Source organism: Nonomuraea sp. NPDC050383 (assembly GCF_044459125.1).
Taxonomy (GTDB): domain Bacteria; phylum Actinomycetota; class Actinomycetes; order Streptosporangiales; family Streptosporangiaceae; genus Nonomuraea.
The window spans coordinates 1000447-1017193 of the sequence record NZ_JBITIP010000001.1 but is presented as its reverse complement, the minus strand read 5'-3'; the positions used below and the strand labels follow the sequence as shown (position 1 = coordinate 1017193).

The 16747-nt window shown below is 71.7% G+C and carries 20 protein-coding genes, 1 tRNA gene and 1 pseudogene; 12 read left to right on the top strand and 10 right to left on the bottom strand.

Features of this window, described 5'->3' with window-relative positions:
- Positions 1 to 5 precede the first annotated feature (5 nt).
- Positions 6 to 770 carry a pyrroline-5-carboxylate reductase family protein gene (locus tag ACIBG4_RS04655; RefSeq protein ID WP_397200653.1) on the top strand — a complete coding sequence of 255 codons (765 nt, stop codon included), beginning with the start codon at positions 6 to 8 and terminating at the stop codon, positions 768 to 770.
- 76 nt (positions 771 to 846) lie between these two features.
- Here the strand turns inward: ACIBG4_RS04655 and ACIBG4_RS04650 are convergent, their stop codons facing one another.
- Complete coding sequence (locus tag ACIBG4_RS04650; protein WP_397200652.1) at positions 847 to 1104, bottom strand: hypothetical protein; 258 nt, start codon at positions 1102 to 1104, stop codon at positions 847 to 849.
- Between ACIBG4_RS04650 and ACIBG4_RS04645 the strand changes: the two genes are divergently transcribed.
- On the top strand, positions 1096 to 1506 hold the full coding sequence (locus tag ACIBG4_RS04645; protein WP_397200651.1) for a hypothetical protein: 411 nt from the start codon (positions 1096 to 1098) through the stop codon (positions 1504 to 1506). The two genes, ACIBG4_RS04650 and ACIBG4_RS04645, sit on opposite strands and share 9 nt — an antisense overlap.
- Positions 1507 to 1632: 126 nt before the next feature.
- Here ACIBG4_RS04645 and ACIBG4_RS04640 read toward each other — a convergent pair whose 3' ends face one another.
- Entirely contained in the window at positions 1633 to 2085 is a 453-nt protein-coding gene (locus tag ACIBG4_RS04640) for a MarR family winged helix-turn-helix transcriptional regulator (RefSeq protein WP_397200650.1), read from the bottom strand.
- Positions 2072 to 2824, bottom strand: coding sequence for an alpha/beta fold hydrolase (locus ACIBG4_RS04635; protein WP_397200649.1), 753 nt, complete (start codon positions 2822 to 2824; stop codon positions 2072 to 2074). The genes ACIBG4_RS04640 and ACIBG4_RS04635 overlap by 14 nt, the downstream gene beginning before the upstream one ends.
- A 561-nt stretch (positions 2825 to 3385) precedes the next feature.
- Here ACIBG4_RS04635 and ACIBG4_RS04630 point away from each other — a divergent pair.
- Entirely contained in the window at positions 3386 to 3826 is a 441-nt protein-coding gene (locus tag ACIBG4_RS04630) for a GNAT family N-acetyltransferase (protein WP_397200700.1), read from the top strand.
- Positions 3827 to 4179: 353 nt separating this feature from the next.
- Positions 4180 to 4323: a hypothetical protein gene (locus ACIBG4_RS04625; RefSeq protein WP_397200648.1), complete on the top strand. Its 144-nt coding sequence runs from the start codon at positions 4180 to 4182 to the stop codon at positions 4321 to 4323.
- Positions 4324 to 4524: 201 nt separating this feature from the next.
- Here ACIBG4_RS04625 and ACIBG4_RS04620 read toward each other — a convergent pair.
- Positions 4525 to 4598, bottom strand: a tRNA-Ile gene (locus tag ACIBG4_RS04620).
- A 161-nt stretch (positions 4599 to 4759) separates the two neighbouring features.
- Here ACIBG4_RS04620 and ACIBG4_RS04615 point away from each other — a divergent pair.
- A pseudogene (locus ACIBG4_RS04615) lies at positions 4760 to 5301 on the top strand (histidine phosphatase family protein).
- 5 nt (positions 5302 to 5306) lie between these two features.
- Here ACIBG4_RS04615 and ACIBG4_RS04610 read toward each other — a convergent pair.
- Positions 5307 to 6239 carry a LysR family transcriptional regulator gene (locus tag ACIBG4_RS04610; RefSeq protein WP_397200647.1) on the bottom strand — a complete coding sequence of 311 codons (933 nt, stop codon included), beginning with the start codon at positions 6237 to 6239 and terminating at the stop codon, positions 5307 to 5309.
- Between the two features lie 96 nt (positions 6240 to 6335).
- Here ACIBG4_RS04610 and ACIBG4_RS04605 point away from each other — a divergent pair, with 96 nt between their 5' ends.
- The 3 genes from ACIBG4_RS04605 (at position 6336) to ACIBG4_RS04595 (ending at position 7654) form a co-directional block, all read left to right on the top strand.
- Positions 6336 to 6560, top strand: a complete 225-nt coding sequence (locus ACIBG4_RS04605; protein WP_310715843.1) for a DUF6158 family protein — start codon at positions 6336 to 6338, stop codon at positions 6558 to 6560.
- A complete protein-coding gene (locus ACIBG4_RS04600; protein ID WP_397200646.1) occupies positions 6560 to 6796 on the top strand; it encodes a hypothetical protein in 237 nt (78 codons plus the stop codon). Before ACIBG4_RS04605 ends, ACIBG4_RS04600 begins: the two co-directional genes overlap by 1 nt.
- 78 nt (positions 6797 to 6874) lie before the next feature.
- A complete protein-coding gene (locus ACIBG4_RS04595) occupies positions 6875 to 7654 on the top strand; it encodes a putative hydro-lyase (RefSeq protein WP_397200645.1) in 780 nt (259 codons plus the stop codon).
- Here the strand turns inward: ACIBG4_RS04595 and ACIBG4_RS04590 are convergent.
- A complete protein-coding gene (locus ACIBG4_RS04590) occupies positions 7617 to 9836 on the bottom strand; it encodes an ATP-binding cassette domain-containing protein (protein ID WP_397200644.1) in 2220 nt (739 codons plus the stop codon). The genes ACIBG4_RS04595 and ACIBG4_RS04590 overlap by 38 nt on opposite strands.
- Positions 9837 to 9884: 48 nt before the next feature.
- On the opposite strand from ACIBG4_RS04590, the gene ACIBG4_RS04585 reads away from it, so the two are divergent.
- Both ACIBG4_RS04585 and secY read left to right on the top strand, forming a co-directional pair.
- Positions 9885 to 10505, top strand: a complete 621-nt coding sequence (locus ACIBG4_RS04585) for a TetR/AcrR family transcriptional regulator (RefSeq protein ID WP_397200643.1) — start codon at positions 9885 to 9887, stop codon at positions 10503 to 10505.
- Between the two features lie 95 nt (positions 10506 to 10600).
- Positions 10601 to 11890 (top strand): preprotein translocase subunit SecY, encoded by a 1290-nt coding sequence (gene secY / locus ACIBG4_RS04580; protein ID WP_397200642.1) that lies wholly within the window; start codon positions 10601 to 10603, stop codon positions 11888 to 11890.
- Positions 11891 to 11902: 12 nt separating this feature from the next.
- On the opposite strand, the gene ACIBG4_RS04575 is transcribed toward secY, so the two are convergent.
- The 3 genes from ACIBG4_RS04575 to ACIBG4_RS04565 form a co-directional block, all read right to left on the bottom strand.
- Positions 11903 to 12559 (bottom strand): response regulator, encoded by a 657-nt coding sequence (locus tag ACIBG4_RS04575; RefSeq protein ID WP_397200641.1) that lies wholly within the window; start codon positions 12557 to 12559, stop codon positions 11903 to 11905.
- Entirely contained in the window at positions 12556 to 13476 is a 921-nt protein-coding gene (locus ACIBG4_RS04570; RefSeq protein WP_397200640.1) for a sensor histidine kinase, read from the bottom strand. Before ACIBG4_RS04570 ends, ACIBG4_RS04575 begins: the two co-directional genes overlap by 4 nt.
- A gap of 98 nt (positions 13477 to 13574) precedes the next feature.
- On the bottom strand, positions 13575 to 14471 hold the full coding sequence (locus ACIBG4_RS04565; RefSeq protein ID WP_397200639.1) for a phosphotriesterase: 897 nt from the start codon (positions 14469 to 14471) through the stop codon (positions 13575 to 13577).
- A gap of 160 nt (positions 14472 to 14631) precedes the next feature.
- Between ACIBG4_RS04565 and ACIBG4_RS04560 the strand changes: the two genes are divergently transcribed.
- Positions 14632 to 15087 carry a TIGR02611 family protein gene (locus ACIBG4_RS04560; protein ID WP_397200638.1) on the top strand — a complete coding sequence of 152 codons (456 nt, stop codon included), beginning with the start codon at positions 14632 to 14634 and terminating at the stop codon, positions 15085 to 15087.
- 87 nt (positions 15088 to 15174) lie between these two features.
- Positions 15175 to 16248: a TolB family protein gene (locus ACIBG4_RS04555; protein ID WP_397200637.1), complete on the top strand. Its 1074-nt coding sequence runs from the start codon at positions 15175 to 15177 to the stop codon at positions 16246 to 16248.
- A gap of 48 nt (positions 16249 to 16296) precedes the next feature.
- On the opposite strand, the gene ACIBG4_RS04550 is transcribed toward ACIBG4_RS04555, so the two are convergent.
- Entirely contained in the window at positions 16297 to 16617 is a 321-nt protein-coding gene (locus tag ACIBG4_RS04550) for a co-chaperone GroES (protein WP_310715865.1), read from the bottom strand.
- Between the last annotated feature and the right edge of the window lie 130 nt (positions 16618 to 16747).

Here is a 16747-nt window from a genome sequence, read left to right as displayed (position 1 = left end):
AGATCATGATCGGCTTTGTCGGCGCGGGGAACATGGCCCGCGCGATCGCCCGAGGACTCGGCGAACCCGTCCTCGCCACCGACTCCGGTTCCGGCCGCGCGGCGGCCCTCGTCGCCGAGCTCGGTGGCGAGGCGCTGACCAGCAACGCCGAGCTGTTCAGGCACTCCGACGTGGTGTTCCTCGGGCACCGCCCCGACCAGCTCACCGATGTCGCCAAGGGCGTCGACGCGGACAGCAAGCTGGTGATCTCCATGATGGGGCCCACCACCGTCGCGGAACTCCAGGCCGCCTACCCCGGCGCCTCGGTGGTGCGCATCATGCCGAACCTCCCCGTCGAGCTCGGGCGCGGCGTCGTCGCCGTGGCCGAGGGCGGCGAGACCGCGATCCCGATCCTTGAGCGCCTCGGGCTGGTCATCGTCCTGCCCGAAGCCCAGATGAACCTCGCGACGGCCACCGCGGGCGTGATGCCCGCGCTCATTGCCGTACTGGCCGAGGCGGCCATCGACGGCGCGGTCTGCCACGGCCTTGACGTTGGGCGCGCGCGGGACATGTTCCTGCACACGCTCGCGGGCACCGCCGAGCTGATCCTCAAGCGCGGCGGCGATACGCTCGCGGTCCGCCGGGAGGTCGGGACACCAGGGGAGTCGACCGTACGCGGCGTCGCCGCCCTCGAGCGGAACAACGTCCGCACGGCCTTCATGGACGCCTACCACGATGTCCTGACCAGGCTCTCCATGCCCTACACCGGCGGAGTCGTGATCACGCGATGACCACCGACGTGGTCGTCGTCGGCGCTGTCACCTGGCCGCCTACCGCACAGGCATGCTCTCCGGCAGAGCCAGTCGATCACGACAGTGTCGCCGGAGGTCGCGCCGGCGGCTGCCAAAGCGTCGTGTCGCTCGTCTTGAGCGCCAGGAGCGCCTCCCACTCCGGCCGCGCGACACTGCGCTTGCCCGGCTCCTCCTCATTGACCAGCTCGTCGTAGCCGCTGGGCACCAGGCCTGGCTTCCGAAAGGGGCCCGCCTCCGCCGCGCGCTGACGAACGGCGTCGATCTGCCTGCGACAGCCGTCGGTATGAACGGAGACACACTGGAGTTGATCCACGCCGAGAACCACTCGACGGTCGGCGAGGGGGTAAGGGTGACTTTCCAGCCGACCACCTACAACACCGGCTGCTCCATCCGATGCGCCGATCCCAACGTCTGGGTGCTGGTGAGGCAGGGCAACGGAACGAGCCTTGGCCGGAGCGGGGATCGCCGTGAAGAGGTCCCGATGCCCAGTACGACTGGCAGTCCGCTGGCCCGGGACGGCTGGATCTGGATCTTCCCTTCCGATGCCCCACTCGGCCAGGAAATCGAGGACGGCAGCGGCACCCATGACCTGGATACGATCGTCACGACGCCGGAACGCCTTGCCAAGGTAGTGAACCAGCGTCCCAGCGAGTGGACCATCGGCGTCTACGACAAGCCAGCTCAACAGTCACCGATGACCACTAATCAGTCATAACGCGGAAGGCCGCCACCCGACCTCTTGGTCCGGGGCCGAGGAAGTGATCGCGTAGCGGCTTCCACAGGACGAAAGCGATGGCCATCTGGGGTTGGCAAGCGTTCTCGCCGGTCAGACTTTTGAAGGTCAGTGGGTGCGGCGGGACAGGGCTTGTCCCGCGGGCAGATCGGCGACGAAGGCCCGGAGAAACCCGAAGAGGTGCTCAAGATCGTGCCCCTCGGCTGCGGTGTCGATCGCCCGGTAGAGGTCGTCCTCGATTTTGGTGATCTTCTTGCTGAGCTGGGCTCCTTCTGCGGTGAGCGACAGCTCAATGTGGCGGCGGTCATGGGTGGCCACCTCGCGCTTGAGCAGGCCGGCGGCGACCAGCCGGTCGACAAGTCGGCTGGGGCTGGAGCCGCTCTCGCAGACCAGGAGTTCGCCGAGGCCGTTGAGTGTCAGTGGCCCCCGTTCCTGCAGGATGCGGATGACCTCGGCCTGGGAGGGTGTGATGCCCAGTGGCCGCAGCGCCTGGCCGAGCAGTCGGTTGCCTTCCCGCTGCGCGGCCAGGATCAGGTAGCGGAGCTCTTCAGCGGGCCGCACCGGCCACCTCGAACTCGTCGATCCTTTCGGCCAGGAACGTCTGCACGGCGCGGGCGTAGGTGACGGGGTGAGTGAAGCGGAACATGTGCCCGGTGCGCTCCAGCACGATCTCCCTGGCGTCCGGGATCCCGGCACGCATGATCTGGGCCGCTTCCTCGCCGATCAGCTTGTCGTGTGACGGTGTGATGATCAGTGTGGGAACCGCGACGTTGTCCAGGCGATCGGTGTAGTCGGCGGTCAGCGCCGCGGTGAGGCGGGCTCCGAAGGACGTGGCCGGGGTGTTGGCCAGGAACAGGTGGCGGCTGTCGGCCTCGTTCCAGGGGATCTGGCCCTCGCCGTCGTGGGGTGAGGCCAGCCGGTGGGCGTGCGCGCGCAGCACCAGGTGCCGGTAGAGGCCGCCGCGCAGCCTGCCCATGAGCCGCATGGCGGCCTTCCAAGCTGGTGAGGAGATCGGGTTGGCGGCGAAACCGCCGGACATCACCAGGCCGCGGAGCCCGGCCGGTTGGCGGACGGCCAGCGCCAGCGCGATGTTCGCGCCGAAGGAGTCGCCGACCAGCACGTACTCGTCCAGGTCCGCGGTCTGGGCTGCTACAGCGTCGGCGTAGGCCTCCATGTCGTTGATGTCTTCCGGGAGGCGCAGGGTGCGTCGGGGGCGGTGGGCCAGTGGGGTGAGCTGTTCGAGGTTCCAGGGGGCGCCGGAGAAGCAGGGGATGAAGACCAGCGTCGGTTCGTTCGTCATGGAAATTAGATTACACGACATATATGTCGTGTCAAATAACTTGTACGGCAGCCCGCCCGGCAGCCCGAAGCGCTCTGATCAGAACACCCAGCATTTCGGCCGCCTCCCAGGTCGTCAGCCGCCGCTCAGGATCGGTTTCGTGCTGCGAGAAATCGTTGATCAGGTTGGCGAGGGCTTGCCGACCATGACCGGCTGGTCACCATTCGCATGCGAGCGCTTCCGGAGCGCTTGGCCGACGGTGACGACAAGGGCATGAGCAGGCGCAAGGCCGGCGGGCGGCTGCCGGCGCCCGTCGTGACCGTCCTGGCGACAGCCACGGGGGCCGTGGAGATCTCGCTGCCGAGCTGCTCCTGGCGCTCTGGGGAGACGGGCGGGGGAAGCAGCTCCGGTCGTAGCTCCATTCCAGGCATTCTGCCTTCCCACCATGTCCTGAGGGATCGACCAGGGCTCGCCCCCTCCCCACTGCTCAGCGTGTCAAGGCCGACGGCCTGGCGCGCTCTCCACTGAATAGGCTCGGATGCGTCGCTCTACACCGAGAACATGAGGGAGCCCACCTAATTGGTGATCATCAATCAGGAGACGTCTTTCGACGAGGCAGAGGTGTTCGAGCTCTACGACTCGGTCGGCTGGGCCCCGTGGACTCGCGACGTCGCCCGGGTGTGCCGGAGCCTGGCCAACTCGCACCTCGTCATCACCGCCAGGGACGAGTCGGGCCGCTTGCTGGGCCTGGCACGGACGGTGTCCGATGACGAGATCGTCTGCTACGTGCAGGAACTGCTGGTCAACGCCCGACACCACGGCGAGGGCGTCGGTCGTCGGCTGCTGGAGCATCTCAAGAACCGGTACGCGCATTGCCGGTACTTCGTCCTCACCACCGACCACGAATCCACCCTGGAAGGCGCCGCCAACCACGCCTTCTACCGCCGCCTGGGCCTGATCGAGCACCACGAGCAGGGCTTGTCGGCCTTCGGCCTGCGGGTGCGCGACCCGCGGAGCCTCTAGCGGCTCAGACACAGGCAGCAACCAACGTCGTCCAGTGAGCTGTGCTGAGGAACGAAGTACGGCTCGTCGATCGCCCCAGCCATCTACGGTGGCCCGCCAGGCAGTGGCGATCGTAGGGCTGCATCTGTGCGGCGGCGCGGCAACCCCGGTCGGAGCGTTCCGTCAGTACGGCGGGGCGGGCGTGCGGCGCCGGCCCGGTGTCCCGCCGCCGTCCGGGACCGGCCCTCAGGCCGCACGCCCGGACGGCGGGCGGGCGGAGGGCCGGGGGTACGGCGGCGCGCCGCGCCGCCGCTTGATCACCTATAAGAACAATTCGGCAAGTCACTCGGTCGCTATGAGCTGGGGCCGGTGAGGTGCGTGTTGGCGGCTCGTGCGGCCTCGGCGAGTTCCGGCGGGCCGGCCACGGGGTGGACGTGCTGCTCAAGGTCTACGCCAAGTGCATCGACGGACAGCGAGAGGCCGCCAACACCCGGATCTTGGAAGCCCTGTCGCAGTGATCACGCGGAACGCAATGGACCCCGGACGAATCCCGGGGTCTTTTGCTGTGCGCGACCTGGGAAAACGCCCCAAGATCCGTTCCGTGTATGTTCCGCGACGGGTGGCATACGGCTGCTCTCCGCTGCGTCTGACTGCGTGTCCGCGTAATCTACGATCCCGCGAATCCCCTGCTCAGACCAGGAATACGGTGGAAGGGTGAGTAGGGCGGGTGGGACTTGAACCCACGACCCACGGATTATGAGTCCGATGCTCTGACCGGCTGAGCTACCGCCCCTGGATTCAGTTGTCCGGCGCCCTCTACCCCGCGGGCGCAGGCTAAGGGTAGAGCATGGAGCGCCTCGCCGGGTGGATGGTTCGCCGCCAGCACATCATTCCACGCCCGCGTGTGTTGATCGAGCCGGCCGTGTTCCCAGGGTGGGCCGGTAGCGTGCGGGGATGGGCGTGAGACTGGTCTACGAGACGCACTCCGTCACCGTGGACAACGAGATCGGCATCGCCACCGGCCGACTGCCCGGCGAGTTGTCGCGGCTGGGGCGGGAGCTGGCCGTCGGGCTGGGGGTGCGGCGGCGGGCCGTGGACGTCGTCTACTGCTCCGACCTGCGGCGGGCCGTGGAGACCGCGGAGATCGCCTTTCCCGACGGCGGTAAGGAGATCAGGCTTGACGCGCGGCTGCGGAGTGCGACTACGGGATCTACAACGGGCGGCCCGTCAGCGAGGTGGCGGCGCTGCGCAGCCGGTACGTCGACGCGCCGTGGCCGGGCGGGCAGAGCTACCGGGACGTGGTGGCCGCCACAGCCTCCTTCCTGGAGGAGTGCATGAGGGAGTGGGAGGGGCGCACGGTGCTCGCCATCGCGCACTCCGCCAACCGGTGGGCCTTGCTGAACCTGCTGGAGGGCGTGCCGCTGGAGGAGCTGGTGGACGCGCCGTTCCGGTGGCGGCCAGGGTGGGAGTTCAGGGTCGCCACGTGGCTGGTCTGACACCGTCAAGGGGCGGTGCCGAAGGACGGGTTGCGGACGAGCCAGTCGCTGTAGATGGGGCTGCCGCGTACCGAGTCGAGGTGGGCCTGTTTGGCGTGGGCCAGGACCCAGGTGGCGTCCGGCGCGGCGGGGCGGCGGCCGAGGAGCTGGCGCCAGCGCAGCGGCGCCCCCGCGAGCGGGACCATCGCCAGCCCCGGCTGCGGCGGGTGGGTGGCCTGGCAGAGTGCCACCGCGCGTCCCACCCGCGCGAGGTGGGCGCAGGTGGTGACGTCGGTCTCGTAGATCGTGCCGGGGGTGAACCCGGCGCGGGCGCAGGCCGTCGCGAAGCAGTCGGCGAAGCAGGCGTCGCCCGGCATGACGGCCCACTGCTCGCCCGCCAGGTCGGCGAGCTCCACCTCCTTCTCGCCGGCGGCCGGATGCCGCTCGCCGACGAGGGCGAAGATCGGGTCCAGGCTGATCGAGTCCCACAGCAGCGCGCCGGCCGGGGCGCCGCTGTCGCCGCAGGTGCCGACGAGCGCGTAGTCCAGGCGGCCCACCTCCACCATGGAGGCGAGCTCGCGCCCCGACCAGCTCGTGTACGTGCTGACGGTGTGCTCCTCCGCCAGCCGGTCCACCAGGCCGCCGAGTACGGGCCCGTTGGTGGCGCCTATGCGGAACCCGGGGGAGGGCCTGGTGACGAACCGGGCCGCCTCGTCCTGCAGCTCCTGGGCCGCCGGGAGGAGGACGCGGGCGCGGGCGAGCACCAGCTCGCCGAGGCGGGTGGGCCTGGCTCCGAGCCTGTCGCGTTCGAACAGGGTGCCGCCCAGCGCTCGCTCGATGCGCTTGAGCTGGGCGGACAGGGCCGGCTGCGCCAGCCCCAGCAGTGACGCGGCCTTGCTCACGCTTCCCGCGTCGGCGACCGCTCGGACGATCCTGAGGTGCCGGAGCTCAAGGTCCATAACGGGAAGGTAAGGCTCACTTCCACGCTCGGCAATGCCCAGATGTCAGGAAATATGACAGATATTGTCGAGGTCATTCCGGGTAGGGGGCACCCCATGACGACCATGGGTATCGATCCGAGACAGCTCGGCGACGATGATCTGCTGCGTGAGCTGCGGCAACTGCACGCCACGCGGACGGACGCCTTCTTGCACGCCTCCGACGACGCGCTCGCCCGCCACACCTCGCGGACGAACGAGCTGGAGAGCGAGTATCTGCGCCGCTACCCCGAGCGGGACGTGGACCCGGAGCGGCTGCGGGAGGGAGCGAGGGAGCGGTGATGGCTCACGACCACGATGTGCAGGCGCTTTCGGACGTGGACGTCCATGTCTACGAGGCGGTCGCCGCGCAGGCCCAGGACGGTGGACGCGTGGACGTCGACGCGCTGTGCCGCACCACGGGTCTGGAGGAGGAGAGTGTACGGCGGAGCCTGGCGGCCCTGGTCGCCCAGGGATACGTGGTGCCCCAGGGAGACGGGGTGGGCCTCGGGCCGCACACGTTCGGAGTCGATCGGTAAGGCCGCCGGTAAGCAGTCGGGGTAAGGCGGCCGATCGGTAGGTCGGTCGACCAGTCCGCCGCGGCGTAGTGTCGAAGCGTGGATGTCGCAGACCTGACGCCCGCGCAGGCGCGCGAGCGGTTCCGCGCGGGTGAGCGGGCGCCGACCGCGGGCTGGTGCAGGGGCTGGACGCAGGCCAACCTGATCGCGGTGCCCAGGCCGCTGGCGTACGAGCTGCTGCTGTTCGCCCACCGCAACGCGCAGGCGTGCCCGGTCCTGGACGTGGGGGAGCCGGGGTCGTACTCCAGCGCCCTGTTCCGCGGCGACCTGCGCACCGACCTGCCGGGCTACCGCCTCTACCGGGACGGCCGGCCGGTCGCCGACGCCGGTGACGTGGTGGCGGAGTGGCGGGCGGACCTGGTGCCGTTCCTCATCGGGTGCAGCTTCACCTTCGAGGGGGCGCTGCTGGCGGCCGGTGTGCCGGTGCGGCATCTGGAGCTGGGGACGAACGTGCCGATGTACCGGACGAGCGTGGCGTGCGAGCCGACGGCGACGCTGTCCGGGCCGCTCGTGGTGTCGATGCGGCCGGTGCCCGAGGAGCTGGTGGAGACCGCGGCCGAGGTGAGCGGCAGGTACCCGATGGTGCACGGGGCGCCGGTCCACGTGGGCGACCCGGCCGCGATCGGCATCGCCGACCTCGCCCGCCCCGACTTCGGCGACCCGGTGGAGGTGCGGGCGGGCGAGGTGCCGGTGTTCTGGGCGTGCGGGGTGACGCCGCAGGCGGCGGTCATGGCGAGCGGGGTGGAGTTCGCGATCGGCCACCTGCCGGGTCACATGGCGATCATGGACGTGCGGGACGAGGATTATCGAGTGACCTAGCGAGGTGCTTCGCCGTATGGGTGGACGCCTGGCTGAGGTCGGCCGGGGTGCCCTCGAACACCACCTCACCACCGTGCCGACCGGCCTCCGGGCCCAGGTCGATCACCCAGTCGGCGTGCTTGACCACGTCCAGGTCGTGCTCGACGACGACGACCGTGCCGCCCGCGTCCACCAGCCGGTCGAGCAGCGCCAGCAGCGTTCCGACGTCGGCCATGTGCAGGCCGGTCGTGGGCTCGTCGAAGACATGGACGTGACCACTACCGCCCATCCGGTGCGCCAGCTTCAGCCGCTGCCGCTCGCCGCCCGACAGGGTGTTCAGCGCCCGTCCGAGTGTCAGGTGGCCCAGCCCCAGCTCGCCGAGCCTCGCGGGGCCCGGCAGATCGTACGCGCCGGCCGCCTCGTCGGCCGTCAGCGCCAGCACCTCGGCGATCGTCCGGCCGCCGACCCGGTGGGAGAGCGCCTCGGGGTTGAAGCGGGTGCCGCCGCAGGCGTCGCAGACGCGGGTCACCGGGTCCATGAACGCCAGGTCCGTGGTGATCTCGCCGCGTCCCCCGCACGCCGGGCAGGCGCCCGCCGAGTTGGCGCTGAACAGCGCCGGCCGCGCGCCGCTCGCCCGCGCGAACATCCTGCGCAGCGGGTCCATGGCGTTCAGGTACGTCGCGACGGTCGAGCGCGGCGAGGCGGCGATGGCCGACTGGTCGATGAGGATCGCGCCGGGATGCTGGGCGGGCAGGTCCACGGTGGCCAGCGTGCTCTTGCCCGACCCGGCCACGCCGGTGACCGCCGTCAGCACGCCCAGCGGCACGCGGACCGTCACGTTCCTGAGGTTGTGCGTGCTGGCGTCACGCACGGTCAGCCAGCCGGTCGGCGCGCGCAGGGACTCCTTGAGCCCTGTCGCCCGGCCGAGCGCGCGGCCGGTCGGCGTGCCGCTCGCGCGCAGCCCCGCGACCGTCCCCTCGTACACGACCCGCCCGCCGTCGGCGCCCGCGCCCGGCCCGAGGTCCACCACGTGGTCGGCGAGCTCGATCAGGTCGCGGTCGTGCTCGACCACCAGCACGGTGTTGCCCTTGTCGCGCAGCTCCAGCAGCAGGTCGCCGAGGCGGTGCACGTCACGCGGGTGCAGGCCGACGCTGGGCTCGTCGAAGACGTACGTCAGGCCGGTGAGGCTGCTGCCGAGGTGGCGCACGGTCTTCAGCCGCTGCGCCTCCCCGCCCGACAGGGTGGGCGTCTCGCGGTCGAGGCTCAGGTAGCCGAGGCCGATCGCGTCGATGCGGCGCAGCGACTCCACCGCCTCCTCCGCGATGGGGTCGTCCAGCTCGTCCAGCGCGTCGACGAGGTCGGCGATCTCCAGGGCGCACAGGTCGGCGAGGTTGCGTCCGCCGATGCGGGAGGCCAGCGCGGCCGCGTTGAGCCGGGCGCCGTCGCACGCCGGGCAGCGGCCCTCGCGGACGACGCGCCGCGCCGCCTCGTCGAGGGCGTCGACCGCGCGGTTGAGGTGCAGCCGGTTGAAGCGGGTGATCACGCCCTCGTAGGTGTTCTCGTAGCGGCCCCGGCCCACCTTGAAGCCGCCGCCGTGGAGCAGCAGGTCGAGCTCCTCGCCGGTGAAGTCGCGCAGCGGCTTGGCCGGGTCGAACAGGCCGCTGCGCGCGTAGAGCTGCCAGGCGTACGAGCCGACGGGGAAGAGGCGGACGGCGCCCTCCTCCAGCGACAGGTCCCGGTCCAGCAGGAGGTCGAGGTCCACCTCCGTCTTACGGCCCATGCCGTGGCACTCGGGGCACATGCCCTGGGGGTCGTTGAACGAGTAGGCCGTCGCCGGGCCCGCCGACGGCTCGCCCCGGCGCGAGAACAGCACGCGCAGCATCGGCTGGATGTCGGTCATCGTGCCGACCGTGGAGCGGGCGTTGCCGCCGACCGGCCGCTGGTCCACCACGACGGCGGTGGTGAGCCCGGACAGCCGCTCGGCGCGTGGGCGCTCGTGGGTGGGCAGCCGGTTGCGGATGAAGGCGCTGAAGGTGGCGTTGAGCTGGCGCTGCGACTCGGCCGCGATCGTCCCGAACGCGATCGAGGACTTGCCCGAGCCCGACACCCCCGTGAACACCGTCAGCCGCTCCTTCGGCAGCCGGAGCGAGACGTCCTTGAGGTTGTTCTGCCGCAGGCCGGTGAGCACGATGTCGTGCGACATGCGATCCTCCGTAGCTTTAGCTAACACTATTAGTTTAAGCTACATGCCGTGACTGACATTCCGGATCGCCGGGCGCGACGCAGGGCGGAGACGCAGGAGGAGATCCTCGGGCTGGCGCTCGACGTGATGGCCGAGGAGGGCGTCGCCGGGCTGAGCCTCGCGACCGTCGCCCGGCGGCTCGGCGTCCGGCCGCCGTCGCTGTACCGGTACTTCCCGTCGCGCGGCGCGGTGTACGACGCGCTGTTCGAGCGCGGCCAGCGGGCGTACCTCGACGCGGTCCGCGGGCCGGCCGGCTCACGATCGCCGGGGCTCGACGCCCTCGGCGCCTCCTACGAGGCGGGCGCCCGGTGGATCATGGCCAACCCGGTGCTCGCGCAGCTCCTGTTCTGGCGGCCGGTGCCCGGCTTCACACCGTCCCCGGAGGCGTACGCGCCCGCCCTGGCCATCCACGACCACTTCGCCGGCCTGATCCGGGCCGCGGTGGAGCGTGGCGAGCTGCACCCGGACGCGGCCGGCGACGACGGGCTCGCGCTGGCGTCCAGCCTGATCGCCGGCCTGGTGTCGCAGCAGCTCGCCAACCAGCCGGACGCGGGCTACGAGGACGGCCGCTTCACCCGCCTGGTGCCCCGGCTGCCGGCCGTCCTCGCGGCCGTCTACCCGCCGCGCTGATCGGCCCCGGCGCACTCGTCTACGCGGATTCGCGTACACGGGTGCATCGGTTGAGCGGACGACCGCGGCGGGGCGCGCGGCCAGACTCGGGTGCCATGCTCACTGTGCTGGTCAGGGCGTTCCGGGTGCCGGAGCTCCGCAGGAAACTGCTGTTCACGCTGGGTCTGCTGGCGCTGTTCCGGCTGGGGCAGCTCCTGCCCGCGCCCGGGGTGGACGTGGTCGCGGTCCGGCGGTGCCTCGGCACGGCCAAGGGCGGGCTCGTCGACATGGTGCAACTGCTCAGCGGTGGCGCGATGCTGAAGCTGTCGGTGTTCGCGCTGGGGGTCATGCCGTACATCACCGCGGGCATCGTCATGCAGCTGTTCGTGGTGCTGGTGCCGAGGCTGGCGGCGCTGCGCAAGCAGGGGCAGAACGGGCAGGCCCGGATCACCCAGTACACCCGCTACCTCACCGTCGGCCTGGCCGTGCTCAACGCCACCACCGTCACCGCGCTGGCCCGCTCGGGGAACCTGCTGCCGGGCTGCACGACGCCGCTGCTGTACGGCCAGAGCCTGCCGGCCGTCGCCGTCCTCGTGGTGACCATGGTCGCGGGGGCATGCCTCGTCATGTGGCTCGGCGAGCTGATCACCGACCGGGGGATCGGCAACGGGATGTCGCTGCTGATGTTCACGCAGGTCGTGGCCGTCTTCCCGTCGTACCTGTCGACGATCTTCCTGGTGAGCCCGTTCTCGTTCGCGGTGATGCTGGTGACGGGGGTGTTCCTCGTCGCCGGCGTCGTGTACGTCGAGCAGGCGCAGCGCCGCCTGCCCGTGCAGTACGCCAAGCGCATGGTCGGGCGCCGCATGTACGGCGGGACCAGCACCTACATCCCGCTCAAGGTCAACCAGGCGGGCATCGTGCCGGTCATCTTCACCTCGTCGCTGCTCTACCTGCCCACGCTGGCCGCGCCGCTGCTGGGCGACGGAGCCGGCGGATGGCCGGCGCGCGTGCTCGCCTCGGGGACGCACCCGCTCTACCTGGCCACGTACGTCCTGCTGATCGTCGGGTTCGCGTACTTCTACGTGTCGATCACGTTCAACCCCATGGAGGTGGCGGACAACATGCGACGGTACGGGGGCTTCGTGCCCGGGATCAGGCCGGGCGGTCCCACGGCCGGCTACCTGTCGTACGTGCTGTCGCGCCTGACCGCCGCCGGGGCGGCCTACCTCGGGGTGCTGGCGCTGCTGCCGATGCTCGCGTTCATGATCCTCAGGGATCCGGGGACGCAGCAGAACTTCCCGTTCGGCGGGACCAGCGTGCTGATCATGGTGGGAGTGGGGCTGGAGACCGTCAAGCAGATCGAGGCGCAGCTCCAGCAGCGCAACTACGAGGGCTTCCTGCGCTAGCCGCGAATCGCCCTAGGCCTGTCCGGGGACGGCCAGGCCCGCGCGCATGGCGAACACGACGAGCTGGGCCCGGTCACGCGCCCCCAGCTTGACCATGGCCCGGCTCACGTGCGTCCGCACGGTGTCGGGGCTGATCACCAGCTCTCCGGCGATCTCCTCGTTGGACCGGCCGGTCGCCACCCACGCCACCATCTCCCGCTCGCGCGGGGTCAGCGTGTCCAGCCCCCGCACGGGCGCGACGCCGGTCCCGCCGAACAGGGAGATGACCCTCCTCGTGATCGACGGGGACAGCAGGGCCTCGCCCGCCGCCACCACCCGGACCGCGTTCACCAGCTCGTCCGGGGCGCTGTCCTTGAGCAGGAAGCCGCTGGCGCCGGCCTGGAGGGCGGCGAACACGTACTCGTCCTCGGCGAACGTCGTCACCACCACGATCCGGGTGCCCGCCAGGCCGGGATCGCCGGCGACGGCGCGCAGCGTCGCCAGGCCGTCCATGCCGGGCATCCGGATGTCGAGCAGCAGCACGTCGGGGCGGGTACGGCGGAGCAGGTCGAGCGCGGCGGCGCCGTCGGCCGCCTCACCGGCGCACTCCATGTCGGGCTCGCGCTGCAGCAGCGCCCGCAGGCCCATGCGTACGACGGCCTGGTCGTCGGCGACGACCACCCGGATCACGCGTCCTCCCCGGGACGACCCGTGGCCGGGAAGCGGGCGAGGACGCGGAAGCCGCCGTCCGGTCGCGGGCCGGCGGTGAGGTGGCCGCCGAGGGCCGCCACCCGGGCGCGCATCCCGTCCAGCCCGCGCCCGCCGGGCTGGCCGGCCCGTCCCGGGGTGCCGGCCGGGTGGTTGACGATCTCCACGATGTACGCGTCCGGCTCGGCGGCCAGCCGGACCCGGGTAGTGGCGGAGGGGCCGGCGTGGCGCAGGACGTTGGTGAGGGACTCGCGGACGACGCGGTAGACGGCGTCGTGCAGGCGAGCGGGCACGGCCGGCTCGTCCGGCTGGACCTTCACGCGCAGGCCCGTGGCGCGCACTCCGTCGACGAGCGCCCGCAACCCACCGTCCGTGGGCCGCATGTCCGACGTGCTCTCCGAGGGGCGGGGATCCAGGCGGTCGAGGGCGGTACGGAGCTGCGCCAGGGCGGTCAGGCTCGTCTCGCGGATGGCCCGTAACGAGGCGCGCGCCTGCTCGGGATCGTCGTCCAGCGTGACCAGGGCGACCCCGGCCTGCATGGCGATGGCCGCCAGCCCGTGACCTGCCGCGTCGTGGACCTCGCCCGCGATCCACGCCCGCTGCGCCGCGAACGCGTCCCGTGAGGTCTGGTGGGTCTCCCCGGTGTGGAGGACGGTGACGGCGGGCCGGGCCGGCGCAGGCAGACCCCATGCCTTGGCCGGCGCGGCCGCAGGCGGTGGGAGAGCGGCTTCGGCGGCGGCCGCGCGGGCCTGGGCGAGGCCGCTGAACGACCACGGGACGGCGAGCCAGCCGGCCCACACCAGCATCATCACGACCGGCACGTCGCCCAGCCGCGTCAGGCGTGACAGCCGCCCGAACCGGCCGCGCGACCGATCGCCGCTGCGCGTGTCCTCGCTCACCGTCCCCCATCCGGCCAGGCCCGTATCGCACCGATCCTAGCCAGTTCGCGCACTCCCGGTGCTCCGGCGAGCGCGGCCCCCGGGGAAGGCGCGGACGGTCAGGCGGCGCCGGCCGTGAGCCAGCGGAGGGGGTTGTCGCGGGTGACCAGCCGGATCGTGTCCTCGTCCACGCCGGCCTCACGCAGGCGCGGCAGCACCGCCTGGAACACATGGGCGTACCCCGGCCCGCCGTACCTGCCGGTCTGCGCCACCCGGCTCGTCCCGGTGCTGACCAGCAGCCGCTCCGCGTGTCCCTCCTCGATGAGGCCGAGCGCGACCCGTACCGCGGCGTCCACGCCGTTGCCCAGCGCCGTCACGCTCACGTACGCGCCCGACTCGGCGATCTTGCGGGCGACGGGCAGGTCCGAGCCCGCGTACCCGACGCCGACGCGAGCCGCGGGCAGCCCCTGGGCGAGCAGGATCTCCAGCACGCCGAGAGAGTCGCGGCCGTGCGTGGCGACCGGCAGGCGGGTGGCGACGGAGGCGTGGGCGGCGGCGATGAGAGCGCGTTCCTCGGCGGGTGTGGGCTCGGCGCCCCAGCAGCCGACCTCGCCGATCACCCCCGGGAACACCCCCGTCCCGTCGAGCCCGTTCGAGATCTCGTCCATGAGCAGCCGGGTGAGCGTGGGCACGTCCGCGTCGCGCGCCGGCGAGAACGGCTCGCTGAACACGCCGGTCGAGGCGATGACCGGCACCCGGGAGGCGGCGGCGACGCGGGCCAGGGCGGCGGCGTCGCGGCCCATGCCGAGGCAGGTGAGGTCGATGAGGAGGTTCAGCCCGTCGGACAGGCGCAGGTCCCGGAGCTCGTCGATGACGGTGTGCTCCTCGTCGAGCCACCGGTACGGGTCGGACTCGATGCCGACCGCCCACCGCATGTCGGTGCGCAGGTGCTCGTGCGGGAGTACGGCGCCGTCCACCGAGGCAGCGCGGATGGGGCCGGTGACGGTGCGAAGCATGACCTCGGGCATAGCAGACATTAACCGATATTTGCTAAGTAGTGCCGCTTCGGCGAGAGATTTTACTTTAGGCCGGGTTTATAGATCATTATGCTTACGGTCGCATATGCCCTAGGTGTCGGCCGTATCCTTGGAGCACGACCGACTGTCCGGGGGGGCTGTGCCGATCCACGACTCAGAGACGGGGGGCGCCGACGCGGTGAAGGACGAGGCCGCCCGCGCGTCCGACATGCCCGCGCGCCGCGGCGGCCTGAACGGCTGGCTGGACGGCGTCCGCTCCACCCGCACCGGTGCCCTCACCCTCAAGATCGTCATCGGCGTGATCGGCGCCGTCATGGTCGTCGGTGGGCTGATCATGGTGCCGTTCCCCGGGCCGGGCTGGCTCGTGGTGTTCGCGGGGCTGGCCGTGCTCGCCACCGAGTTCCACTGGGCGCGGCGGGTGCTGGAGTTCGGCAAGCGCACCCTGCACGCCTGGACCGAGTGGTACAAGCGGCAGGGCTGGCCCCTCCGCATCGTCGTGCTGCTCGTCACGGTGGCCGTCGCGGCCACGATCGTGTACTTCGGCATGAAGGCCGTCGGCATCGACCTGCTCATGCTGAGCCGGCGCTTCTTCTGAGCCGGCGCTTCTACTGAGACCGGCCCGATCCATACCGGGCCGCTATCGCGCGGGATATCGCGGCGAACGGTGTCTAGTGTGCGGGGCGTGTCCGCCTCCGCCGCCGCCGTGCTCACCCTGACGCTCCTCGCCGCGCCCGCCGCCCCGACGGTGCCCGCCGCCCTGACGGTGCCCACAGCTCCGACGGTGCCCACGGCTCCCGCCGCGCCCGTCGCGCCCACCGCGTCGCCCGCGCCGAGCGCGCCCGCCCGGCGGGCCGCCGCGCTGCCGCTCCCCGGCGTGAACGTGACGTACCAGCAGCAGACCGGCGATCCCGTACGCCTCAGCGCGTACGGGCTCGGCACGAAGGCCACGTACGTGCGCGCGCGCACCGGCGACGCGTTCACCGTGCGGGCGGCCGTGTCCGAGGCCGTGGTCTCGCCCGACGGGCGCATCCTCGCGGCCGTGCCCACGGCCTACCGGGCGGGCAAGGACGCACTCCTCCTCACCGACCGGGCCACCGGCGCGCTGCGCCGCGTCCCCACCGTCGCCAAGCCGCTGACCGCCTCGTCGATCTCGTGGTCCCGGGACGGCAGGCGGGTGGCCCTGACCGTCGAGCGGAAGACCGGCGGCTCCTGGCGCACCGCCGGCTTCACCGTCGTGGACGTGGCGGCCGGCACCGCCCGCACGGTCGCGGTCGCCGGCGTGGACGCGCGGGCCGCCTTCGCGTGGACGCCCGCGGGCGACCTGATCTCCAGGCACGGCGACGGGCTGCGCGCCTACCGGGCCGCCGACGGCGCCGTTCTCAGCACGCACACCACGCTCGGCCGCCCGACCGGCCCCGAGGACCCGTACTCGCCCTCCGGCCGCCGCCTGGCGCTGTGGTGCCCGCCGCGCTCCGCCGAGCGCCTCTGCGTCGCCGACCCCGCCACCGGGCAGATCGTCAAGCGGGTCGCGGTACGGCCGACCGCCCTGTTCGGCTGGTGGGACGAGGACCACGTCATCGCGGTCATGCCGCAGGGCGGCGCCTACCGGCTGACCGTCGTGGGCCTGGACGGCAGGGCCTCCCGGGTGCTGGCCGCCGTCCCGGCCCGCACGTGGACCGCCAAGCTCTGGCTGACCTTCAACCGCGCGGCGAGCGGCGGCACCGCCGCCACCGGCGCGCTTCCCGGCGGCGTGTGAGCCGGACAGGCCCGGCCGGTCGCGTGCGCGGCCGGGCGGGCCGGGTGCTCAGAGGTAGAGCCCCGTGCCGTGGTCGGTCTCCTGCGTCGCCACCGCGTGCAGGTCGCGCTCCCGCATCACCAGGTAGACCTGCGCGTGCAACTCCACCTCGAACTGCTCCTCGGGGTTGAGCAGGACCTTGTCGCCCACCTTGACCGAGCGCACGTTGGACCCGACACCGCAGACCTCTCCCCAGGCGAGCCGGTTGGCCAGCTTGACGGTGGCCGGGATGACGATCCCCGAGCCGCTCCGCCGTTCCTCGGCGTTCTGCTCCAGCCGGATCATCACCCGGTCGTGCAGCATCTGAATCTCGAACTTGGGCTCTGCCACGGGCCAAGTTTACGGGCGATCGCGGCACGGGGATCAGGGCAGGGCCGGTTCGGCCAGGACGGCGCCGGGATCCGCCGCCATCGAGGCGATCCGCACCACCATCCTGTTGTCTCCGGCTGCCGTCTCCTGG